Annotated in this window: 12 protein-coding genes; 4 read left to right on the top strand and 8 right to left on the bottom strand. The window is 44.9% G+C overall.

The annotated features are described in order from the left end of the window. Positions 1-129 precede the first annotated feature (129 nt). Positions 130-1,695: an ATP-binding protein gene (locus GC093_RS02965; RefSeq protein WP_171650371.1), complete on the top strand. Its 1,566-nt coding sequence runs from the start codon at positions 130-132 to the stop codon at positions 1,693-1,695. Between the two features lie 165 nt (positions 1,696-1,860). Here the strand turns inward: GC093_RS02965 and GC093_RS02960 are convergent, their stop codons facing one another. Then, positions 1,861-3,756 (bottom strand): ATP-dependent protease PrkA, encoded by a 1,896-nt coding sequence (locus GC093_RS02960; RefSeq protein ID WP_171650370.1) that lies wholly within the window; start codon positions 3,754-3,756, stop codon positions 1,861-1,863. Positions 3,757-4,119: 363 nt separating this feature from the next. After that, positions 4,120-5,460 carry a sn-glycerol-1-phosphate dehydrogenase gene (locus GC093_RS02955; RefSeq protein WP_171650369.1) on the bottom strand — a complete coding sequence of 447 codons (1,341 nt, stop codon included), beginning with the start codon at positions 5,458-5,460 and terminating at the stop codon, positions 4,120-4,122. Positions 5,461-5,820: 360 nt separating this feature from the next. Here GC093_RS02955 and GC093_RS02950 point away from each other — a divergent pair, with 360 nt between their 5' ends. Then, a complete protein-coding gene (locus GC093_RS02950; protein ID WP_171650368.1) occupies positions 5,821-6,597 on the top strand; it encodes a DUF2161 domain-containing phosphodiesterase in 777 nt (258 codons plus the stop codon). Between the two features lie 119 nt (positions 6,598-6,716). Then, positions 6,717-7,826 carry a polysaccharide deacetylase family protein gene (locus GC093_RS35650; protein WP_246313309.1) on the top strand — a complete coding sequence of 370 codons (1,110 nt, stop codon included), beginning with the start codon at positions 6,717-6,719 and terminating at the stop codon, positions 7,824-7,826. Between the two features lie 90 nt (positions 7,827-7,916). Here GC093_RS35650 and GC093_RS02940 read toward each other — a convergent pair whose 3' ends face one another. The 6 genes from GC093_RS02940 to GC093_RS02915 form a co-directional block, all read right to left on the bottom strand. Further along, positions 7,917-8,855: an NAD(P)/FAD-dependent oxidoreductase gene (locus GC093_RS02940; RefSeq protein ID WP_171650367.1), complete on the bottom strand. Its 939-nt coding sequence runs from the start codon at positions 8,853-8,855 to the stop codon at positions 7,917-7,919. Positions 8,856-9,036: 181 nt separating this feature from the next. After that, complete coding sequence (locus tag GC093_RS02935) at positions 9,037-10,323, bottom strand: MFS transporter (RefSeq protein WP_171650366.1); 1,287 nt, start codon at positions 10,321-10,323, stop codon at positions 9,037-9,039. A 106-nt stretch (positions 10,324-10,429) separates the two neighbouring features. Continuing rightward, positions 10,430-10,636, bottom strand: coding sequence for a hypothetical protein (locus GC093_RS02930; RefSeq protein ID WP_171650365.1), 207 nt, complete (start codon positions 10,634-10,636; stop codon positions 10,430-10,432). A 107-nt stretch (positions 10,637-10,743) separates the two neighbouring features. Continuing rightward, entirely contained in the window at positions 10,744-12,045 is a 1,302-nt protein-coding gene (locus GC093_RS02925) for an ABC transporter substrate-binding protein (protein ID WP_171650364.1), read from the bottom strand. A gap of 151 nt (positions 12,046-12,196) precedes the next feature. Then, positions 12,197-13,033: a carbohydrate ABC transporter permease gene (locus GC093_RS02920; RefSeq protein WP_171650363.1), complete on the bottom strand. Its 837-nt coding sequence runs from the start codon at positions 13,031-13,033 to the stop codon at positions 12,197-12,199. Next, on the bottom strand, positions 13,033-13,917 hold the full coding sequence (locus GC093_RS02915; RefSeq protein WP_171650362.1) for a carbohydrate ABC transporter permease: 885 nt from the start codon (positions 13,915-13,917) through the stop codon (positions 13,033-13,035). Before GC093_RS02915 ends, GC093_RS02920 begins: the two co-directional genes overlap by 1 nt. A 189-nt stretch (positions 13,918-14,106) precedes the next feature. Between GC093_RS02915 and GC093_RS02910 the strand changes: the two genes are divergently transcribed. Then, the gene (locus GC093_RS02910) at positions 14,107-15,891 is read left to right on the top strand and encodes a cache domain-containing sensor histidine kinase (protein ID WP_171650361.1); all 1,785 of its coding nucleotides are present in this window, start codon (positions 14,107-14,109) and stop codon (positions 15,889-15,891) included. Positions 15,892-15,895: the final 4 nt, after the last annotated feature.

Genomic DNA, 15,895 nt, shown 5'->3' with positions numbered 1-15,895 from the left:
CGCACATTAGGAGCTTTCGGGAAATCCTATACGTTATAACTTCCCTTTGCCGCGCTGATATAAGTACAAATAAATTTCATTTCGATTGTTATCTTTAATTGATGTAGGCAGGCAGGTGATCAGAAATAGATGCAGAAAATTCCAGTCACAAGAGACGGAAAAAAGGGATCCGATATCCTAATCATTCATTCCGATGATGTAGTTAAGATCGAATCTGTGAAAGAAAAAGAGCTGGTCATTCACACCGCAAATAACAAATATTATTGGGCAGCAACATTGGAAGCTTTTGAAGAGTGGATGTATGAGGAAGGCTTTCGCTTAATCGATCAAATGAATGTGGTAAATATGAATCATGTCTCAGAGTATGATCTCAAGAAAGGGATCGTAACCCTGCAGCCTGAGCACGAGACCCAGTCCAAAGCAGCCTCTGCCGCATGGATTCACAAAGATCATATTATCAATGTGATGAACATGCTCGATGAGCTGAAAAAACTGAATAAAAGCACGGATCCCGATGAGTTTCAGGATGATATTTTAGAGTCGATTTTGGCTCAGGAGGAAGATAGCCGTTTTGCTCGTTCTTATGCTATGATCCAAGCCATCTTCGAAAAGAAAAAAGCAGAAAAGCAATTGGAACAAAGCGAGCAGCGCTACAAATCATTATTCCGCCATAACCCGGATCCGATCTGCTCTTTCGACCGCAATGGATTCTGTACCAGCGCTAATCCGGCCTTATTCACCATGACAGGGTATACGGAGGAGGAGCTGCTTAATAAGTCGATCCACCATTTGATCGTTCCTGAACAATTAGAACGGTGGCATGATTTTTTTGCAGATACACTGAGAGGGCAAACTCGGCATTATGAAGTGACATTCTTGCACAAAAATCAAAGCTATGTGGAATTAAGTATTTTAAACGTCCCCATAGTCGTGAATGGTCAATTTAATGGCGTCTATATGATCGGCAAAGATATCAGTGAACGCAAACGAGCCGAACAAATGCTGATTCGTTCGGAAAAATTGTCAATTGTCGGTCAATTAGCCGCAGGAGTAGCCCACGAAATACGTAATCCGTTAACCTCTTTGAAGGGCTTCGTTCAATTGATGCAAACTAAAGTAAAAGGCTATGATTCATACTTCGAAATAATGAAGGATGAGTTGGAGCGGATTAACTTTATTGTCAGTGAGTTTCTCGTAATTTCGAAACCGCAATCGGTCCGTTATGAAGCAAAGGATGCATTGCAAATTTTGCAAAATACAGTCGTACTATTGAGCTCGCAAGCATTGATTCATAAAGTAAAGCTGCTAATCGAAGAAACGCAAGACAACCTATCCTCAATTAATTGCGATGAGAACCAAATCAAACAAGTATTCATTAACATACTCAACAATTCTATGGATGCCATGCCGAATGGCGGCACTATCCGAATGGAACTACTTAATCATGATCACCAGCATATTATGATACGTTTTATGGACGAGGGATGCGGTATACCCGAAGAGCGCATTCCGCGTTTAGGTGAGCCATTTTATACCACTAAGGAAAAAGGAACCGGGCTTGGTCTGATGGTCACATTTAAAATAATTGAAAGCCATGGCGGACGCATGCTGATACACAGCCAAGTCAACAAGGGGACGACCGTTGAAATTATTTTACCTACAGCATTAGTCCACTCAAACCCCTTGAAGTGCTAGCAAGCGTACAAAGGCACCTCCTGATCACTTTGAACCCATGTGATCAAGAGGTGCTTTTGCATTCCTGTTCTCCCTTTTCCTTTTGAGATAACGATCTACTAAAAATATATGTGCGATCGCCTAAGGGGTGAATGCCTACCTGAAAAATGGGCGGGTATTCTGTACTTATCGGTTGAGCAGACTGCCTACATAGCGGAGCAGCTCATTAGCTGAGGCTGTTGAATAACCATGCTCTTCAACCAAACGCTTGATAACCTCATTGATCCGTTTTAGCTGGTTGCCATCCGGTGTTTTGGTTGAGGTGGTTATTTTCACAACGTCCTTCATATCAGCAAACAGTTTCTTCTCAATAGCTTCACGCAGTCGTTCATGGCTGCTGTAGTTAAATCTGTGACCTTTGCGTGAATACGAAGATAATCGAATTAATATTTCCTCACGGAATGCTTTCTTCGCATTTTCCGATATTCCGATCTGCTCCTCAATGGAGCGCATCAGCCTTTCATCCGGATCCATGTCTTCCCCAGTCATCGGGTCCTTCACTTTTCCCCAGTTGCAATACGACTCGATATTATCGAGATAATTGTTAAACAATGTCTTCGCCGACTCCTCGAACGAGTAAACAAAAGCTTTTTGAACTTCCTTCTTAGCCAGCTCATCATATTCCTTACGTGCCACAGAGATGAAATTCAAGTAGCGCTCGCGCTCTTCCTTCGTAATGGAAGGATGCTGATCCAGCCCGTCTTTCAACGCGCGCAGAACATCCAACGCATTTATGAATTCGAGTCCTTGCCTGATTAACGCGCTCGAGATCCGATTAATGACATACCTCGGATCAATCCCCGACATCCCTTCTTCCAAGTATTCACTTTGCATTTCCTTCAAGTCGGCTTCCTTGTAACCCTCGACTTCCTCGCCATCATACATGCGCATCTTTTTAACCAGATCCATACCCTGCTTCTTGGATTCCTTTAACCGGGTTAAGATGGAGAAAATCGCCGCTGCACGTAAAGAATGCGGGGCAATATGAACATGCGCCATATCGCTTTGCTTGATTAGCTTGGTATAAATTTTCTCCTCTTCCGAAACCTTCAGATTGTAGGGAATCGGCATCACAATCATCCTGGATTGAAGCGCTTCGTTCTTCTTGTTGGAGATAAACGATTTATACTCTGACTCATTCGTATGTGCAATGATCAGCTCATCTGCCGATATTAAGGCAAAGCGTCCGGCTTTGAAATTCCCCTCCTGTGTCAGCGACAATAGGTTCCAGAGAAACTTCTCGTCACACTTTAACATCTCCTGAAACTCCATGATGCCCCGGTTCGCTTTGTTCAGCTCTCCATCAAACCGGTAAGCACGAGGATCCGATTCGGATCCGAATTCCGTAATCGTGGAAAAGTCTATGCTTCCTGTTAAATCAGCGATATCCTGTGACTTGGGATCTGAAGGACTGAACGTTCCGATCCCTGTCCGCGTATCCTCAGAGAGAAGCACACGCTCCACCTGTACATCCTCAATACGTCCTCCATACTCCGTTTTTAACCTCATTTGGCAGGAAGGACATAGATTCCCTTCAATCTTCACCCCAAGCTCCTGCTCAACCTCCGGTCGCAGCTCCAGTGGAATTAAATGCAGAGGTTCCTCATGCATCGGGCAACCCTTTATGGCATAAACTGCACCTTCATCCGTACGCGAAAACTGCTCCAATCCACGTTTCAGCAGAGTTACCAGGGTTGATTTACCTCCACTGACCGGCCCCATGAGAAGGAGGATACGCTTACGGACGTCGAGGCGTCTAGCTGCAGAATGAAAGTACTCTTCAACAAGCTTTTCAATCGCCAGATCCAATCCGAATATTTCCTGCTCGAAGAAGTGGTACCTGCGTCTGCCGTTATCATCTCCTACACCTCTCGAAGCGATCATTTGATAAACTCTACTGTGAGCGGTCATCGCCAAGCTAGGGTTCTTGTGAACCATTACGATATATTGCGCAAAGGTTCCCGTCCATGCCAATCTGTCGGTTTCTGTGCGGTAATCCGAAATTTTCTTGAATATGTCCATGGGTCAACCTCCTTCGTACGGTGCTTTTGCAATGACAACATCAAAGAAATGAAGTGTAGTAAATACCTATGCAAGTTAGGGGGATAAGTTGCCCGAAAATTTAATATAAAATTAGAGTTGAGTGTAGGAATCCGATTCACCTAGCCTATTTACAAGGACTTCCTTTAACATCGAAGAGGTGAATGTAAGATTCTAGATAAGGGCAGTTTTACCCGCGAAACTCCTTAATCAAAAAGGCTGCTTGAGCACCCTCTAAAAGACACAAAAAAGCAGCCTCTCGTCCGCCGATTTCCCAGTACGGAAAACCGTGCGTCAAAAGACTGCCCGCAATGTCTGCTAATAATTTTCAAAAAATCAAACTTTTTATAACCACTGATGAAGCCGTATGATCGTGTAACGGTTACGAACATACATGGCATATTCCATGCTATCCTGCAAAAGCTCAGGCTCAACACCCAGCTCAGCGACCGTAGTCGGTCCTGCAACTCGCCGCAGAGCAGCCGCTAGCTGCTCCGAAGACGGCACATTGCCGCATACAGTGCGGACTGCTTCCCAACGCTCGACAAGGCGCTGTGGCAGCTCCTGCTGTTCCGCTGAGTCTATCGCATCGAGCACTGTCAGGCCGTTCTCCGCGAGCACCTGATCGGCGATGCTCCCGTAGCCCGCCTGGATCTTCTCACGCATCCGTCCGGGCGTAAGCACATCGCCGCGTGCCTGCCGCTCGGCTATCGCAGAAGCAACGGCTTCCTTCGACATCGCAGCCGCCGCCTCGTAGAGCCTCGCCATCTGCACAGCAGCGACGCCGACCTTAGCGCCGTGCAGCAGCGCTCTGCGCTGCTGCTGAAGGAACCGCATCTCCCAGAAATGGGAGAGGTGATGCTCTCCGCCCGAGGCCGGGCGGGAATGGCCTACAAGCAGCATGGAGATACCTGACAACGTCAGGCCCTCCATCAGCTTGCGCATGCCGAGCTCGCTGCCTGCGGCGATCTCGTCGATATTGTCGACGCACATGGCGAGACCCTGTCGCGTCATGTGCGCAGCGAGCTCGCAATACGGCTCGCCGAACAGCACCTGCCCCAGCTGCCAGTCGGCCAGCGAGGTGTACTTGCCCAACATATCGCCGAATCCGGCGGCGATCAGAGCTTTAGGCGACTTGGCCAGCAGCGCCAAGTCGGCGAAGATAGCTTCCGGCGCGCAGGCCGGAATGGTTTGCTTGAAGCCGCCGATAATAAGCGGCGCTCCAACAGAGGCGAAGCCGTCGACCGAAGGGGCCGTCGGCACCGAGAAGAACGCGCGGTCCATTTTGTGCGACACAAAACGGACCACATCGTGAATCGTGCCCGAGCCTACGGCCACGATGGCCTGCACCGCAGACGTCACGTTCAGCATCAGCTGCACGATGACGCGCTCGTCGGCGGCGAGCTCTCCGTGCTCATCAGCCGTGAGCACACACAAGGACACCTTCAGCTGAGCGGCTTCGCACAGCTCAAGCAGCTCTCGCCCAGCAGCTTCCAGCGTGTTCTTATCGACCACCAGCAGCAGCTCGCCATACCCTCGTTCCTGCGCATAGACAGGCAGCGCAGCTAACGCCCCGCTATCAATAACTACTTTGCGAATTGATACGGAGTGGGACTTGCCGCAAACGCAATCCACACTTTGTCCCAGCCATGGATCTATTTGACCCGCTTGTTCTACAGATAACATTAACAAGAACCTCCTATAATACCTCGTTGTATTTGGATAAACTTGTAACACCGCTCCCGCTATTCAAAGCTCACGAAGCAAATATTTCTAAGAAAGCTTGTCATTCATAGGGCAATACAGTTAACTTTTTAAATAAGCATTTTATAGATTATGTCTGATCTTATACCATAACCTCGAATGATGTCATCTATAGTAAGGCTACTTCTTTTTTTTACAGGATATCCTGCTTGATAGCAGCTACTTCTAATCCAATACTACCAAACTTATGATATAATTACATTAATTTAGATAGAAATCCCTTTGAGTTATATCAACTCAATATTCGATCCCATTACTATGTTCAAAGGAGATAGAAAGACTGTGGCGATCAAAACCGAAACAGAGCTTTACGCACCAGTCAAATCGTATTTCGAACAGCTGGGGTATAACGTTAGAGGCGAAGTGCACCATTGTGACTTAGTTGCGATGAGAGGTGACGAACCGCCCGTTATTGTTGAACTGAAAAAAAACTTCTCTATCCCGCTGCTCCTGCAAGGTATCAACAGGCTGCGGCTGACCCGTCAAGTATACGTTGCTTTCGAGCTTCCCAATAAAGGCCGCGCTCCCCATGGAGCCAGTTGGCCAGAGCTTCGTAAGCTTTGTCAGATGCTCGGGGTCGGCATGATAACCGTACAATTCTTTAAACGAAAAAAGCCCGCAGTCCTTTTGGAATGCCATCCGGCCGCTGCGTCCCAATTTCATGTAGAAGGGCCATCATCAGTTAATGCTGAGCCAGTGCCTGCTCCTACCGTTCTGCCGCGTCATAATAAGCGGGCTGCGGAAAGAATCGTTCATGAATTTAAGGAACGCAGGGCGGACTACAATGTAGGTGGGAGTACCAAGCTAAAGCTGATGACCTCTTACCGGGAAAAAGCGCTTCACCTAGCCTACCTACTCAACCAACAGGGCCCTCTAAGCCCACGCCGTCTGCGTGAACTTACAGGCAATCCCAATACGTCAGGACTGCTTCAAAAAAACTATTACCGTTGGTTCCAGCGTGTGGAACGAGGCATATACAAAGTAACTCCGCAAGGAGAAGAAGCTCTTCGAACCTACTCCAAAGTCGTTGAAGAGCTACCCCCGATCCATTCAAAATAAGTTTGACCGCTTTTAACTTTTACAACAAATGATGAATTATTAGTCATCCCGCAGTCATAATCCATTCTATCGCAGGATATGCATAGAGTAATAGATTATCCATGAAGGAGTCTGTGCCTATGAAAGATCCGACACTTACAACCCATGCAGCCCTTGTAGCATTACTTCTTCGGCATCGCCGATGCTTTCTTGCACTGTGCTGCCTGGTAGTGGTGTGCTTCTCCATGCTGCCTGTCTTTGCCCAAGCTCCTGATAAATCGATCTCCGGTCAACCTTCTGTCGAACCTATAAATACACCCGGTTCTCTGCTTACGCCAATATATAAATCCAAATCGGACCCATCCTTTTGGTTTGCTTCTCCCCTTGTTGTCAATGCCTTCGGACACAAGCCGTCCTATATTGGAGGTACTGCGTCCAATACGCTGTTCGGATTTATATCAGATCCCAATAATCCTACATCAACGTCTACAATTTCTGATAGCGCTGCCATTACAGATATTTCCATAGTTTCTGTAACCACAGAAATGCCTACACTTGATGTACCACCTGCAAGCCCAGTAAAGCCAGATAAGCCTGCGCGTATTCCTGTTTTGAATTACCACAGCATCACCGTTGACCCAGGCAACCCAGCCACCATTACACCTGAAAAATTTGCAGCTCAGATGCAATACTTATCTGAAAAAGGTTACAATCCCTTAACCTTGAAACAATTCTCCGACATGATCGAAGGAATCGATAAAGGCCCCGATAACCCCATCCTGCTGACCTTTGATGATGGCTATGCGGATAATTATGAACATGCAATGCCGATTTTGAAGAAGCTGGGTTTTCACGCAACCTTATTTATGTCTCCAGGCATGGTAGAGGACGGCTACTTTCTGAATTGGGATCAAGTGAAGGAGATGCATGAAGCTGGGTGGGATATACAACCCCATGGCATGACCCATCCGCATTTGCCCACAATAAGCGCTAAAAACCAGGCCTTTGAAATTACTGAAGCAAGATTCCAGATTGAGCAGATGCTTGGAACCGTAGCCGATATATACTGCTATCCTTACGGTGAATGGGACACATCCACTTTGCGGATTTTGAAAGAGCATAATTTCCGCTATGCCTTTACCATAGAGCAAGGTATGACGACACCTAGTCAAGATAGGCTAAAGCTCAAACGTATTTTTGTAAACGGAGAGGAGTCGATAGAAAAGTGGAGGTACAGATTCGAAAAATAGTAATCCAATTGCAAAAAGACCCGATTCCAACTAAAAAACGCTGGATTCCGATCTCATTCCACTTTTGGATATTGTCTTATTAAGGCTTCATTATCTTTCTAAGGTAGACTTGTTTCTTAGCTTCAGCAGTTCCTTATGAATCCATATGGCCGCTTGAGCTCCTTCACCCATTGCTATCGTCAACTGCTCAGCATGAACTCCCACATCTCCTGCAGCCCACACACCAGGCACACTTGTCATCTTTGTTCTCGGATCGGTTACAATGTGCTTGTTTTCCAGCCGCTCTACACGAAGCTGTGAAGCCAGTTCCGACTGCACCTCATTGCCGCCAAAGGCGATGAATCCACGCTCGCCTATTATTTCTTGCCCATCTATCAAACGGACTCCATGAAAGTTCCCATCACCTGATGTTATAACCTCCTGAATGGCCTGTCCTTGATAGACGATCCCTTTATCCATAAGCTTTTCTAGCAAAGCTTCACTTACCGGTGCTATATCCGCCTCATGATTGATGTAAATTAAATCACAAGTCCAGTACAACAGGAGCAGCGCCATTGACGCCCCCACATCCCCTGCACCCATTACAACCGTGCGTCGGCCTTGGGTTTCGTATCCGTCACAATCCGGGCATACGTAAACGCTGTTTCCTAAGCAGGCTATCAATCCTGGAAGCTTGGGAAAGCGATCCAGCAGGCCCGTTGCAAGCAGCAGCGTATCTGCCTTGATAGCTTGTGATTCTCCCTTTATCTCAACACCGAAGCCATTCTCTTCTTTAATCACCCGTGTCGCAGTACCACTAACAAACTGAACACCCAGTCGTTCGGCCTGCAGCCTTCCTAAACGGCGCAGTTCTTTCCCTGAAACGCCATCTGGCCATCCAAGAACGTTATGGTAGCTTTTACACAACGTCGATCTGCCATAGCCCTTGTCAATTACAAGAGTACTATGCTTATAACGGCCAAGCTGAATCGCTCCTTGTAGCCCTGCTATGCCACCTCCGATGACAATACAGTCATAATGCGAAGCCATTTAAGTAACCCGCCCTCCTGCCATTTAGAGTGCTTCATTACTTCACCAAGCGGAAGTCAAATTAGCTTTCAAAGGATTTCCAAAATAACTTAATACTATTCAAGCTTGAAGCAAACTTGCTGCCTTCACTTCTTTGTATTTATTCATTTTATTGATAATAATCAACGTTATCTTTTAATAATTACATATTCAGTTTATTGCTTGACGCAGTTGATTCCTTGGTTTTCGAGCTAGAGCGCAGCAACCACACTAAGGCAATTTGCACGATTGCGGCCCCCAACAAAACCCACGGCAATGTTTCCTCACCTGCATAACGGTTTAAACAAATTAATACTAAGATCGCTATGACCCTGCCGCAATTAATGAATATCTCCCGCACAACCACTGACTCTACCCGGAGCTGTCCCTTTAAGGGCATCATACTGATCAAACGGAAATAATGTGTTGTCATTGTGTTACCCTGTAAAGGCGCACATATGGAGTAAATAATCATGAACAGAATAACTGTGATCAGCGTCAATTTCCAAACAATTAACAACGTCCCTGCTATAAACCCCACCGTGGAAATGAGCAGAAACAGTTTAGCCAGATCCTCTCGGCCATATTTAGAAATAAATATTCCAGTCCCGATGCTCACACTGGCATACAGCACACCCAAGTAACCAACCAAATCCTCGCGGCCAACAATCTGAAACAACAAAATAGTAGGCAAAAAGAGCATAATCCCCTGCAGCATTCCGAGTACCGAGAATCCAAACAACGATCCGGTCCAGATCTTGTTTCTACGCATTAATAAACCTGTAAACTTCAAATAATAAGCCTTGTGATGGGATAATTTGGATTTAATTTTAAAGCTGCCTATTGTTGCAAGAAGGAACATAAAGAACGCTACTGAAAATACAAATGTATACCCCTGGAGTCCGTCATTTTGCCTTATAATAAATCCCGCCAATGCTGGGCCGATTAATCCTGCGAGTGTAAAGATTATCATATTAGTTGCCAAATATCGAATTCGATTTTGTTCCGTAGAGACATCGTACATTAGAGTCAAATAGCCTACCCAATAAAAGGAAGAAGACAATCCTCCAAAAACGGCGAATAGCACATAATAGTCCACAACCCGCTCCTGAGCGAACACAACGACCAAATAGAACAAGGCGATTAACGCAATACCAAACCGGTATGTGAACATCCGGTCTTTCCGTTTGATCAACCATCCTCCTAGTGCAAATGCGAGAGGAGTTGCTGCATAGGTGACCACATAATACATCCCGTTAATCCATAGGCTATGTGTTAGCCTCCATAAATATAAGGTCAGGAACACACTGGACATCGATGCGCCGAACTGAAAGCAGAAGTGAATAAATAACGACACGACAGCTTCCTTGGATAATTTTTTATCTTCAGGTACTGCATGTTTTCTTGCCTCAAGCCACTCATTGAAGCCTCTTGTGAAACGTGTAGTCATCCTCATCCTCCGTTAGCCTAACCCTTAATTACCTTCCATTGTAACAGCGCGGGATGGCTTAAGTTAAATGAATAAAGCGCCTTCAAACAGGATAAAAGCGCTTTAGCTAGGATATCCCTCCATTTCCCCTTACTATTAGGTATGGAGCAACGCTTTTGGCTCCTATGCTCTCAATTGCGCTTGCTGCTGTAAAAACTTGCTGTGGGGAGTGATGAGTGTGGGATTCCGGCCGCTGTTGAAGCTCGTGTTCCTTCGAATTGTTGGCTTGCAGCGGTGGGAACACGATCTTCAAAGGGCGGATGCTATCTCTCATCAACCCAGCACCCTTGCCCTCTCTTGTTCTACTCAGTGCTTTGCGTTACTTTCCTTCCGCTCTTAAATTGAAAAAGCCCCAGCGCAAACGCGCCGGGGCTCAATCTATTACTTTTTCAGACTATCCCAAGTTTTTTGGAATTCGTCAAACATTTGATCCTTCGTTTTCTGCTTAGCTACATAGGCTTGCATAGTTGCTGCGAATTTCTTGCTGCTTGCTTCGCCGCCTGGGAACTTGAACCAGTTCCAGCTCATTGTTTTATTATCTTTGCTGTATTTAATAATGTCAGCTGCCAATGGGCCTAATATTTTTTCATCAGCTGGAATATTGGTAAACGCAGGAATGAATTTGAATTCCTCTGTTATATACTTTTTACCAATATCCGAAGAAACGAGCCAGTTCAAGAACTTCTTAGCCTCATCCTTATTAGCTGAGTTCTTGTTAATTACCCAGTTGTTCGGTACTCCAACTGGAAGCTTATCGCTTGCCGCAACATCATCGCTAATAGGCATTGGCAGGAAACCTACCTTGATATTCGGGTTCGTTTGCGTAATTTGCAGTTGCGTCCAGTTACCTTGCTGTGTCATGGCCGCTTTGCCTGTTGCGAATTCGGTAACCTGTGTCTTATAGTCGGTTTGCAGTGGGTTTTTGTTGCCATATTTCAATTGCAGATCGAACAGCTTCACCCAGTTTTCGAAGGCTTGGTTACCGGCAATTTTACCTGTACCCTTATTTAAGCTGTCGATGAATGCGTTAGGATCAGGCTGGTTCGCGAATGGAAGGTTAACGAAATGGTTTCCTAACACCCACCACTCAGCATAGCCGTTAACAAATGGCGTTACACCTGAAGCTTGCAGCTTCTGAGCCGCTGCGTCTAGCTGTGTCAATGTTTTCGGCAGCTCTGTAATGCCTGCTTTCGTAAACAAATCTTTGTTATAAATAAAGCCGTAGCCTTCCAGATTTAGCGGTTGGCCGTACAGCTTACCGTCCTTTGTCATTGGTTCTTTCGCAACAGTTACCATATCTTTAACCCAAGGCTGATCGGATAAATCCTCCAAATGCTCAATCCATTTATCCAAGTCTGAAAATCCACCGTTATTGAAAATATCCGGTTTATCACCCGAATTAAATTTCGCCATCAGCGCTGCGCCGTAATCGGAACCGCCACCTACGGTATCGATCTGAATTTTCACTCCAGGATTCGCTTTCTCATATTCGGCAGCAAGCTTAGCTAGAGGCTCAGCGATTTCCACTTTAAACTGGAACATCTTTAGCGTTACATTCTTTCCTCCAGCAGCACCACCCGCGTTAGTACCTCCAGGGCTTGGAGCTGTTTCCGTCTTTGCACAACCGGCTAGAACGGAAAGAACCAGTATAGCAATCAAGCTGATAATTGTTAATTTTTTCATATTCGAAATGCCTCCCTTTTTTTTCTTATTTCCCTTGCTTCATTTATTTTAAGAAATGCTTTAACAACCGAACACGGACAATATTGAACATTAAGGGGGAACTTATTGACCGCATCTCCCCGTCCCCCGTCAAAAGTCAGGTGTATTGGGATCAACCTTTTATAGAACCGGCTGTAATCCCCTCAATAATATGCCTTTGCATCGATAGGAAGAAGATTACGATAGGCAATACACCAAGAACAAGCGCTGCCAGAGCCAAATCCCACTGCTTTGTATATTGACCAAAGAATGAATAAGTTGCTAGTGGAATCGTTCTAAGCTCCGGTTTGCTCAATATAAGCATCGGCAACAGAAAGTCATTCCAAATCCACAGACTATTCAGCAATACAATCGTTACTGTCATCGGCTTAAGCAGAGGGAAAACAATTTTCCAAAAGACTCCATAAGGCGAGCAGCCATCTACCCTTGCCGATTCTTCAATTTCCAAAGGAACCGACTTAATAAATCCATGGTATAGGAACACATTCAACGAAACGCCGAAGCCAAAATAGCAAATGACCAAGCCAGTAATGCTGTCCATCAAGCCAACCTGGCTTGCAACCCGCACCAATGGAATCATAATGGATTGAAACGGAATAACCATAGCTGCTACGAAAGCCATGAAGATTAAATTATTGAAACGGGTCGGAAACCGGACTAACCGATATGCAGCCATAGAGCTAATAACCACCAAGCCGATATTGCTGAATACAGTGATCAGCAGGGAGTTCCAAAACACCTTCGGAAACTTCATGATGTCCCACACTTTGCCGTAATTTGCAAAATTAAGAGACTGTGGCAAGCTGGCGGAGTTAATAAGAATATCTCCAAAGCTTTTCATCGAATTCACAATGACGAAGTAAAAAGGTACTAGGAACAACAGACCAAGTATAAGTCCGATTATTTCCAGCACGAATATCCGCGGACCGTAAGAAGATTTAACTTCCATTATACCTCAACCTCCTTTTTCTTCGTCACCCATACTTGAATCGATGTAATTACCGCAACCACTATGAAGAACACTAACGACTTGGCAGTTCCTAATCCATAACGGTTATTGCGGAACGCTTCTTCATAGATGTTAAGGGCAACCGATTGCGTTGAATTGAAAGGTCCGCCTTGCGTTAATGACACATTCAGATCATACATTTTAAATGCCCAGGAAATCGTTAAAAACAAACATACAGTAACCGCCGGCATGATGAGCGGGACCGTAATATGACGCAATACCTGAATTCGGGTTGCTCCGTCAATGGTAGCTGCTTCCGTAATATCCTTCGGAACATTAGCGAGTGCGGCAATATAGATAACCATCAGGTATCCAGCCGTCTGCCATACACTTACAATCACTAGTCCCCAGAAAGCCGTAGGTGCATCACCTAGCCATGGGAGTTTAAAAAAAGCGAGGTTCGTCAGCTCCCCAATGGTTGTGAAGCCTTTGACGAAAATGAATTGCCAAATAAATCCAAGAAGCAATCCGCCAATAACATTCGGAAGAAAGAAAACCGTACGCAATATGTTGCGTGATTTCAACTTTTGCGTTAACAGCAACGCTAAGGAGAAACCTACAATATTAGCTAACAACACATTCGTTACTGAGAAACGTACTGTAAACCAGAACGATTTATGAAAATCTTCATCAGCTACAATAATCCGTTTGAAGTTATCGATTCCGATCCACTTCATATTCGAAGTAACTCCGTTCCATTCTGTGAACGAATAGTAGATGCTAAGCAGAAATGGCGCAACAACGATCAACGCGAAAAAGACAACCGCAGGGCCAACGAAAACCGACTGATGAATCCAATTCGATGAACGGCTTTTGGCTTTCATAGAAATCTCCCCTTTTTGCATAAGTTAGTGTTCAAAATTGTCAATCTGTATGAGTTAACTTTAGTATAGAAATGAATTCATTGTAAAAACACCCACTCTCGTGACCCATCAGGTGGAATTTATTGATATCCATTGATACAATGTTCATGCACGCTGGAAGCGCCAAGTAATTAATAGGAGGAATTTCCAATGATTCGCAACAGTATTCGTAATAAACTTATCGTGTTCCTTCTTGCTGCTACAATCATGCCTATCTCTACATCCATAGTTATCACCTACTATTTTACTAAGCAAGCCGTTTCCAACGAGACCATACAAAGCAATTCCAACCTGATTTATCAGGGCAAGACGAATATCATGAACTATTTAAAAGCAATTGAGCAAAATTCCCTAAACGTATACAATGACAACACCCTCTACACGATCATTTACAACGGAGATACCGATTATTTAAGCTATAACGAAACCGTAAGAGGTCTTCAAACCATTGCCAATTCGGTCAAGGAGATCAAGCAAATCTATCTGTATATGGCCAAAAGCAACCGTTCCATCTTAATTTCTCAAGGAAACCCCAATCGAAATGATAGTCCCGGACCCAAGTATCAGCCTGAAATGAACAACGCCGAAGTTAAGCTGCAGCCTACTCACTGGAATCATGATTACAAAGTTGGAAGTTTATTTTATTTTCCCCCAACAACAGTCGTCACTATGCATCGAACCCTTCTAAATTCCCTGACGCAAGAAAGGCTAGGTATATTGTCCATCGATTTCAGTATCGAGGTCATTAAGTCCATAAGCGAGCAGCTGTACACACTGGGACAAGATGAATTCTATATTCTAGACAACGACGGAGCTGTTATTTATAGCACAAATCCTAAGGAGTGGGGGCAAGTCCTTCAAGAGCCTTGGGTCGACCACCTGCTATCCATGCCGGAATCCTCAGGCAGCTTTGAATGGAAGAGCAAGCCGTTCACTGGCATTCATATTTACGATCGTATGAGCACACCTTACATGGAATGGACGCTGGTAAAACGGATTCCTTATGAACATCTCTATAAAAATGCGCGTGACTTAACCAAAATCAATACACTAATCTTCATCCTATTTATGGTTGTCGTCATATCAGCAACGCTCTATATCTCCTTCAGGTTCACCTCGCCGATCAAAAATTTAATGGGCTATATAAGCAAAATTCAGTCCGGTAACATGCAGGTGGACATTCAAGTAACCAGTAACGATGAAATCGGTATATTGGCACGCCGCTTTCGCATGATGATGCAGACGATCAACAACCTGATAGAAAGAGAATACAAATTGGATATTGCCAATAAAACAAATCAATTGAAGGCACTGCAGGCGCAAATTAATCCGCATTTCCTGTATAATGGTTTACAGTCAATAGGGACGTTGGCTCTCCAGCATCAGGCTCCCAAAATCTATTCTCTTATTTCTTCACTCGCCAGGATGATGCGCTACAATATGAATACAAATGAAACTTTAGTGCCGCTCAGACAGGAAATAGACCATATTAAATCCTACCTTGAGCTGCAAATGCAGCGATTTGAGGACGAGCTGGATGTAACCTTTCAAGTCACTGAGCAGACCTTAGATATTCTGATTCCCAAAATGATACTTCAGCCCTTAGTTGAAAATTATTTCAAGCATGGGTTCGACCCGCGAGAAAAAAAAGGGGCACTTCTTATAGCAGGGGAAATAACGGAGGATAATCAATTAAAGCTGATTGTTGAGGATAACGGAAGAGGTATCGATCCCAAACAGTTGATTATTCTGCAAAAGCAATTAAGCCTTCAACCAGATGAGATTGCAGAAACTTCAGAAAGCATAGGATTATTAAACGTTCATTTGCGGCTGCAGCTCTATTTCCAAGGAGCCTCTATGAAACTGGATCCGTGCTATCCCACAGGCGTCCGTGTTACACTGGTTATACCTAATACGCAACAAATTTCTTCTTAGGAGG

Origin of the sequence: Paenibacillus foliorum (genome assembly GCF_013141765.1) — a bacterium.
GTDB classification, from domain to species: domain Bacteria; phylum Bacillota; class Bacilli; order Paenibacillales; family NBRC-103111; genus Paenibacillus_S; species Paenibacillus_S foliorum.
This window is presented reverse-complemented; position numbering and strand designations above follow the sequence as displayed.

Bases quoted from the DNA above. Each gene is read 5' to 3' on its own strand.
- GC093_RS02930 (WP_171650365.1), bottom strand. From the start codon at position 10,636: ATGAGAGATAGCATCCGCCCTTTGAAGATCGTGTTCCCACCGCTGCAA.
- GC093_RS02940 (WP_171650367.1), bottom strand. From the start codon at position 8,855: ATGGCTTCGCATTATGACTGTATTGTCATCGGAGGTGGCATAGCAGGG.
- GC093_RS02910 (WP_171650361.1), top strand. From the start codon at position 14,107: ATGATTCGCAACAGTATTCGTAATAAACTTATCGTGTTCCTTCTTGCT.
- GC093_RS35650 (WP_246313309.1), top strand. From the start codon at position 6,717: ATGAAAGATCCGACACTTACAACCCATGCAGCCCTTGTAGCATTACTT.
- GC093_RS02955 (WP_171650369.1), bottom strand. From the start codon at position 5,460: ATGTTATCTGTAGAACAAGCGGGTCAAATAGATCCATGGCTGGGACAA.
- GC093_RS02925 (WP_171650364.1), bottom strand. From the start codon at position 12,045: ATGAAAAAATTAACAATTATCAGCTTGATTGCTATACTGGTTCTTTCC.
- GC093_RS02915 (WP_171650362.1), bottom strand. From the start codon at position 13,917: ATGAAAGCCAAAAGCCGTTCATCGAATTGGATTCATCAGTCGGTTTTC.
- GC093_RS02935 (WP_171650366.1), bottom strand. From the start codon at position 10,323: ATGACTACACGTTTCACAAGAGGCTTCAATGAGTGGCTTGAGGCAAGA.
- GC093_RS02965 (WP_171650371.1), top strand. From the start codon at position 130: ATGCAGAAAATTCCAGTCACAAGAGACGGAAAAAAGGGATCCGATATC.
- GC093_RS02960 (WP_171650370.1), bottom strand. From the start codon at position 3,756: ATGGACATATTCAAGAAAATTTCGGATTACCGCACAGAAACCGACAGA.
- GC093_RS02920 (WP_171650363.1), bottom strand. From the start codon at position 13,033: ATGGAAGTTAAATCTTCTTACGGTCCGCGGATATTCGTGCTGGAAATA.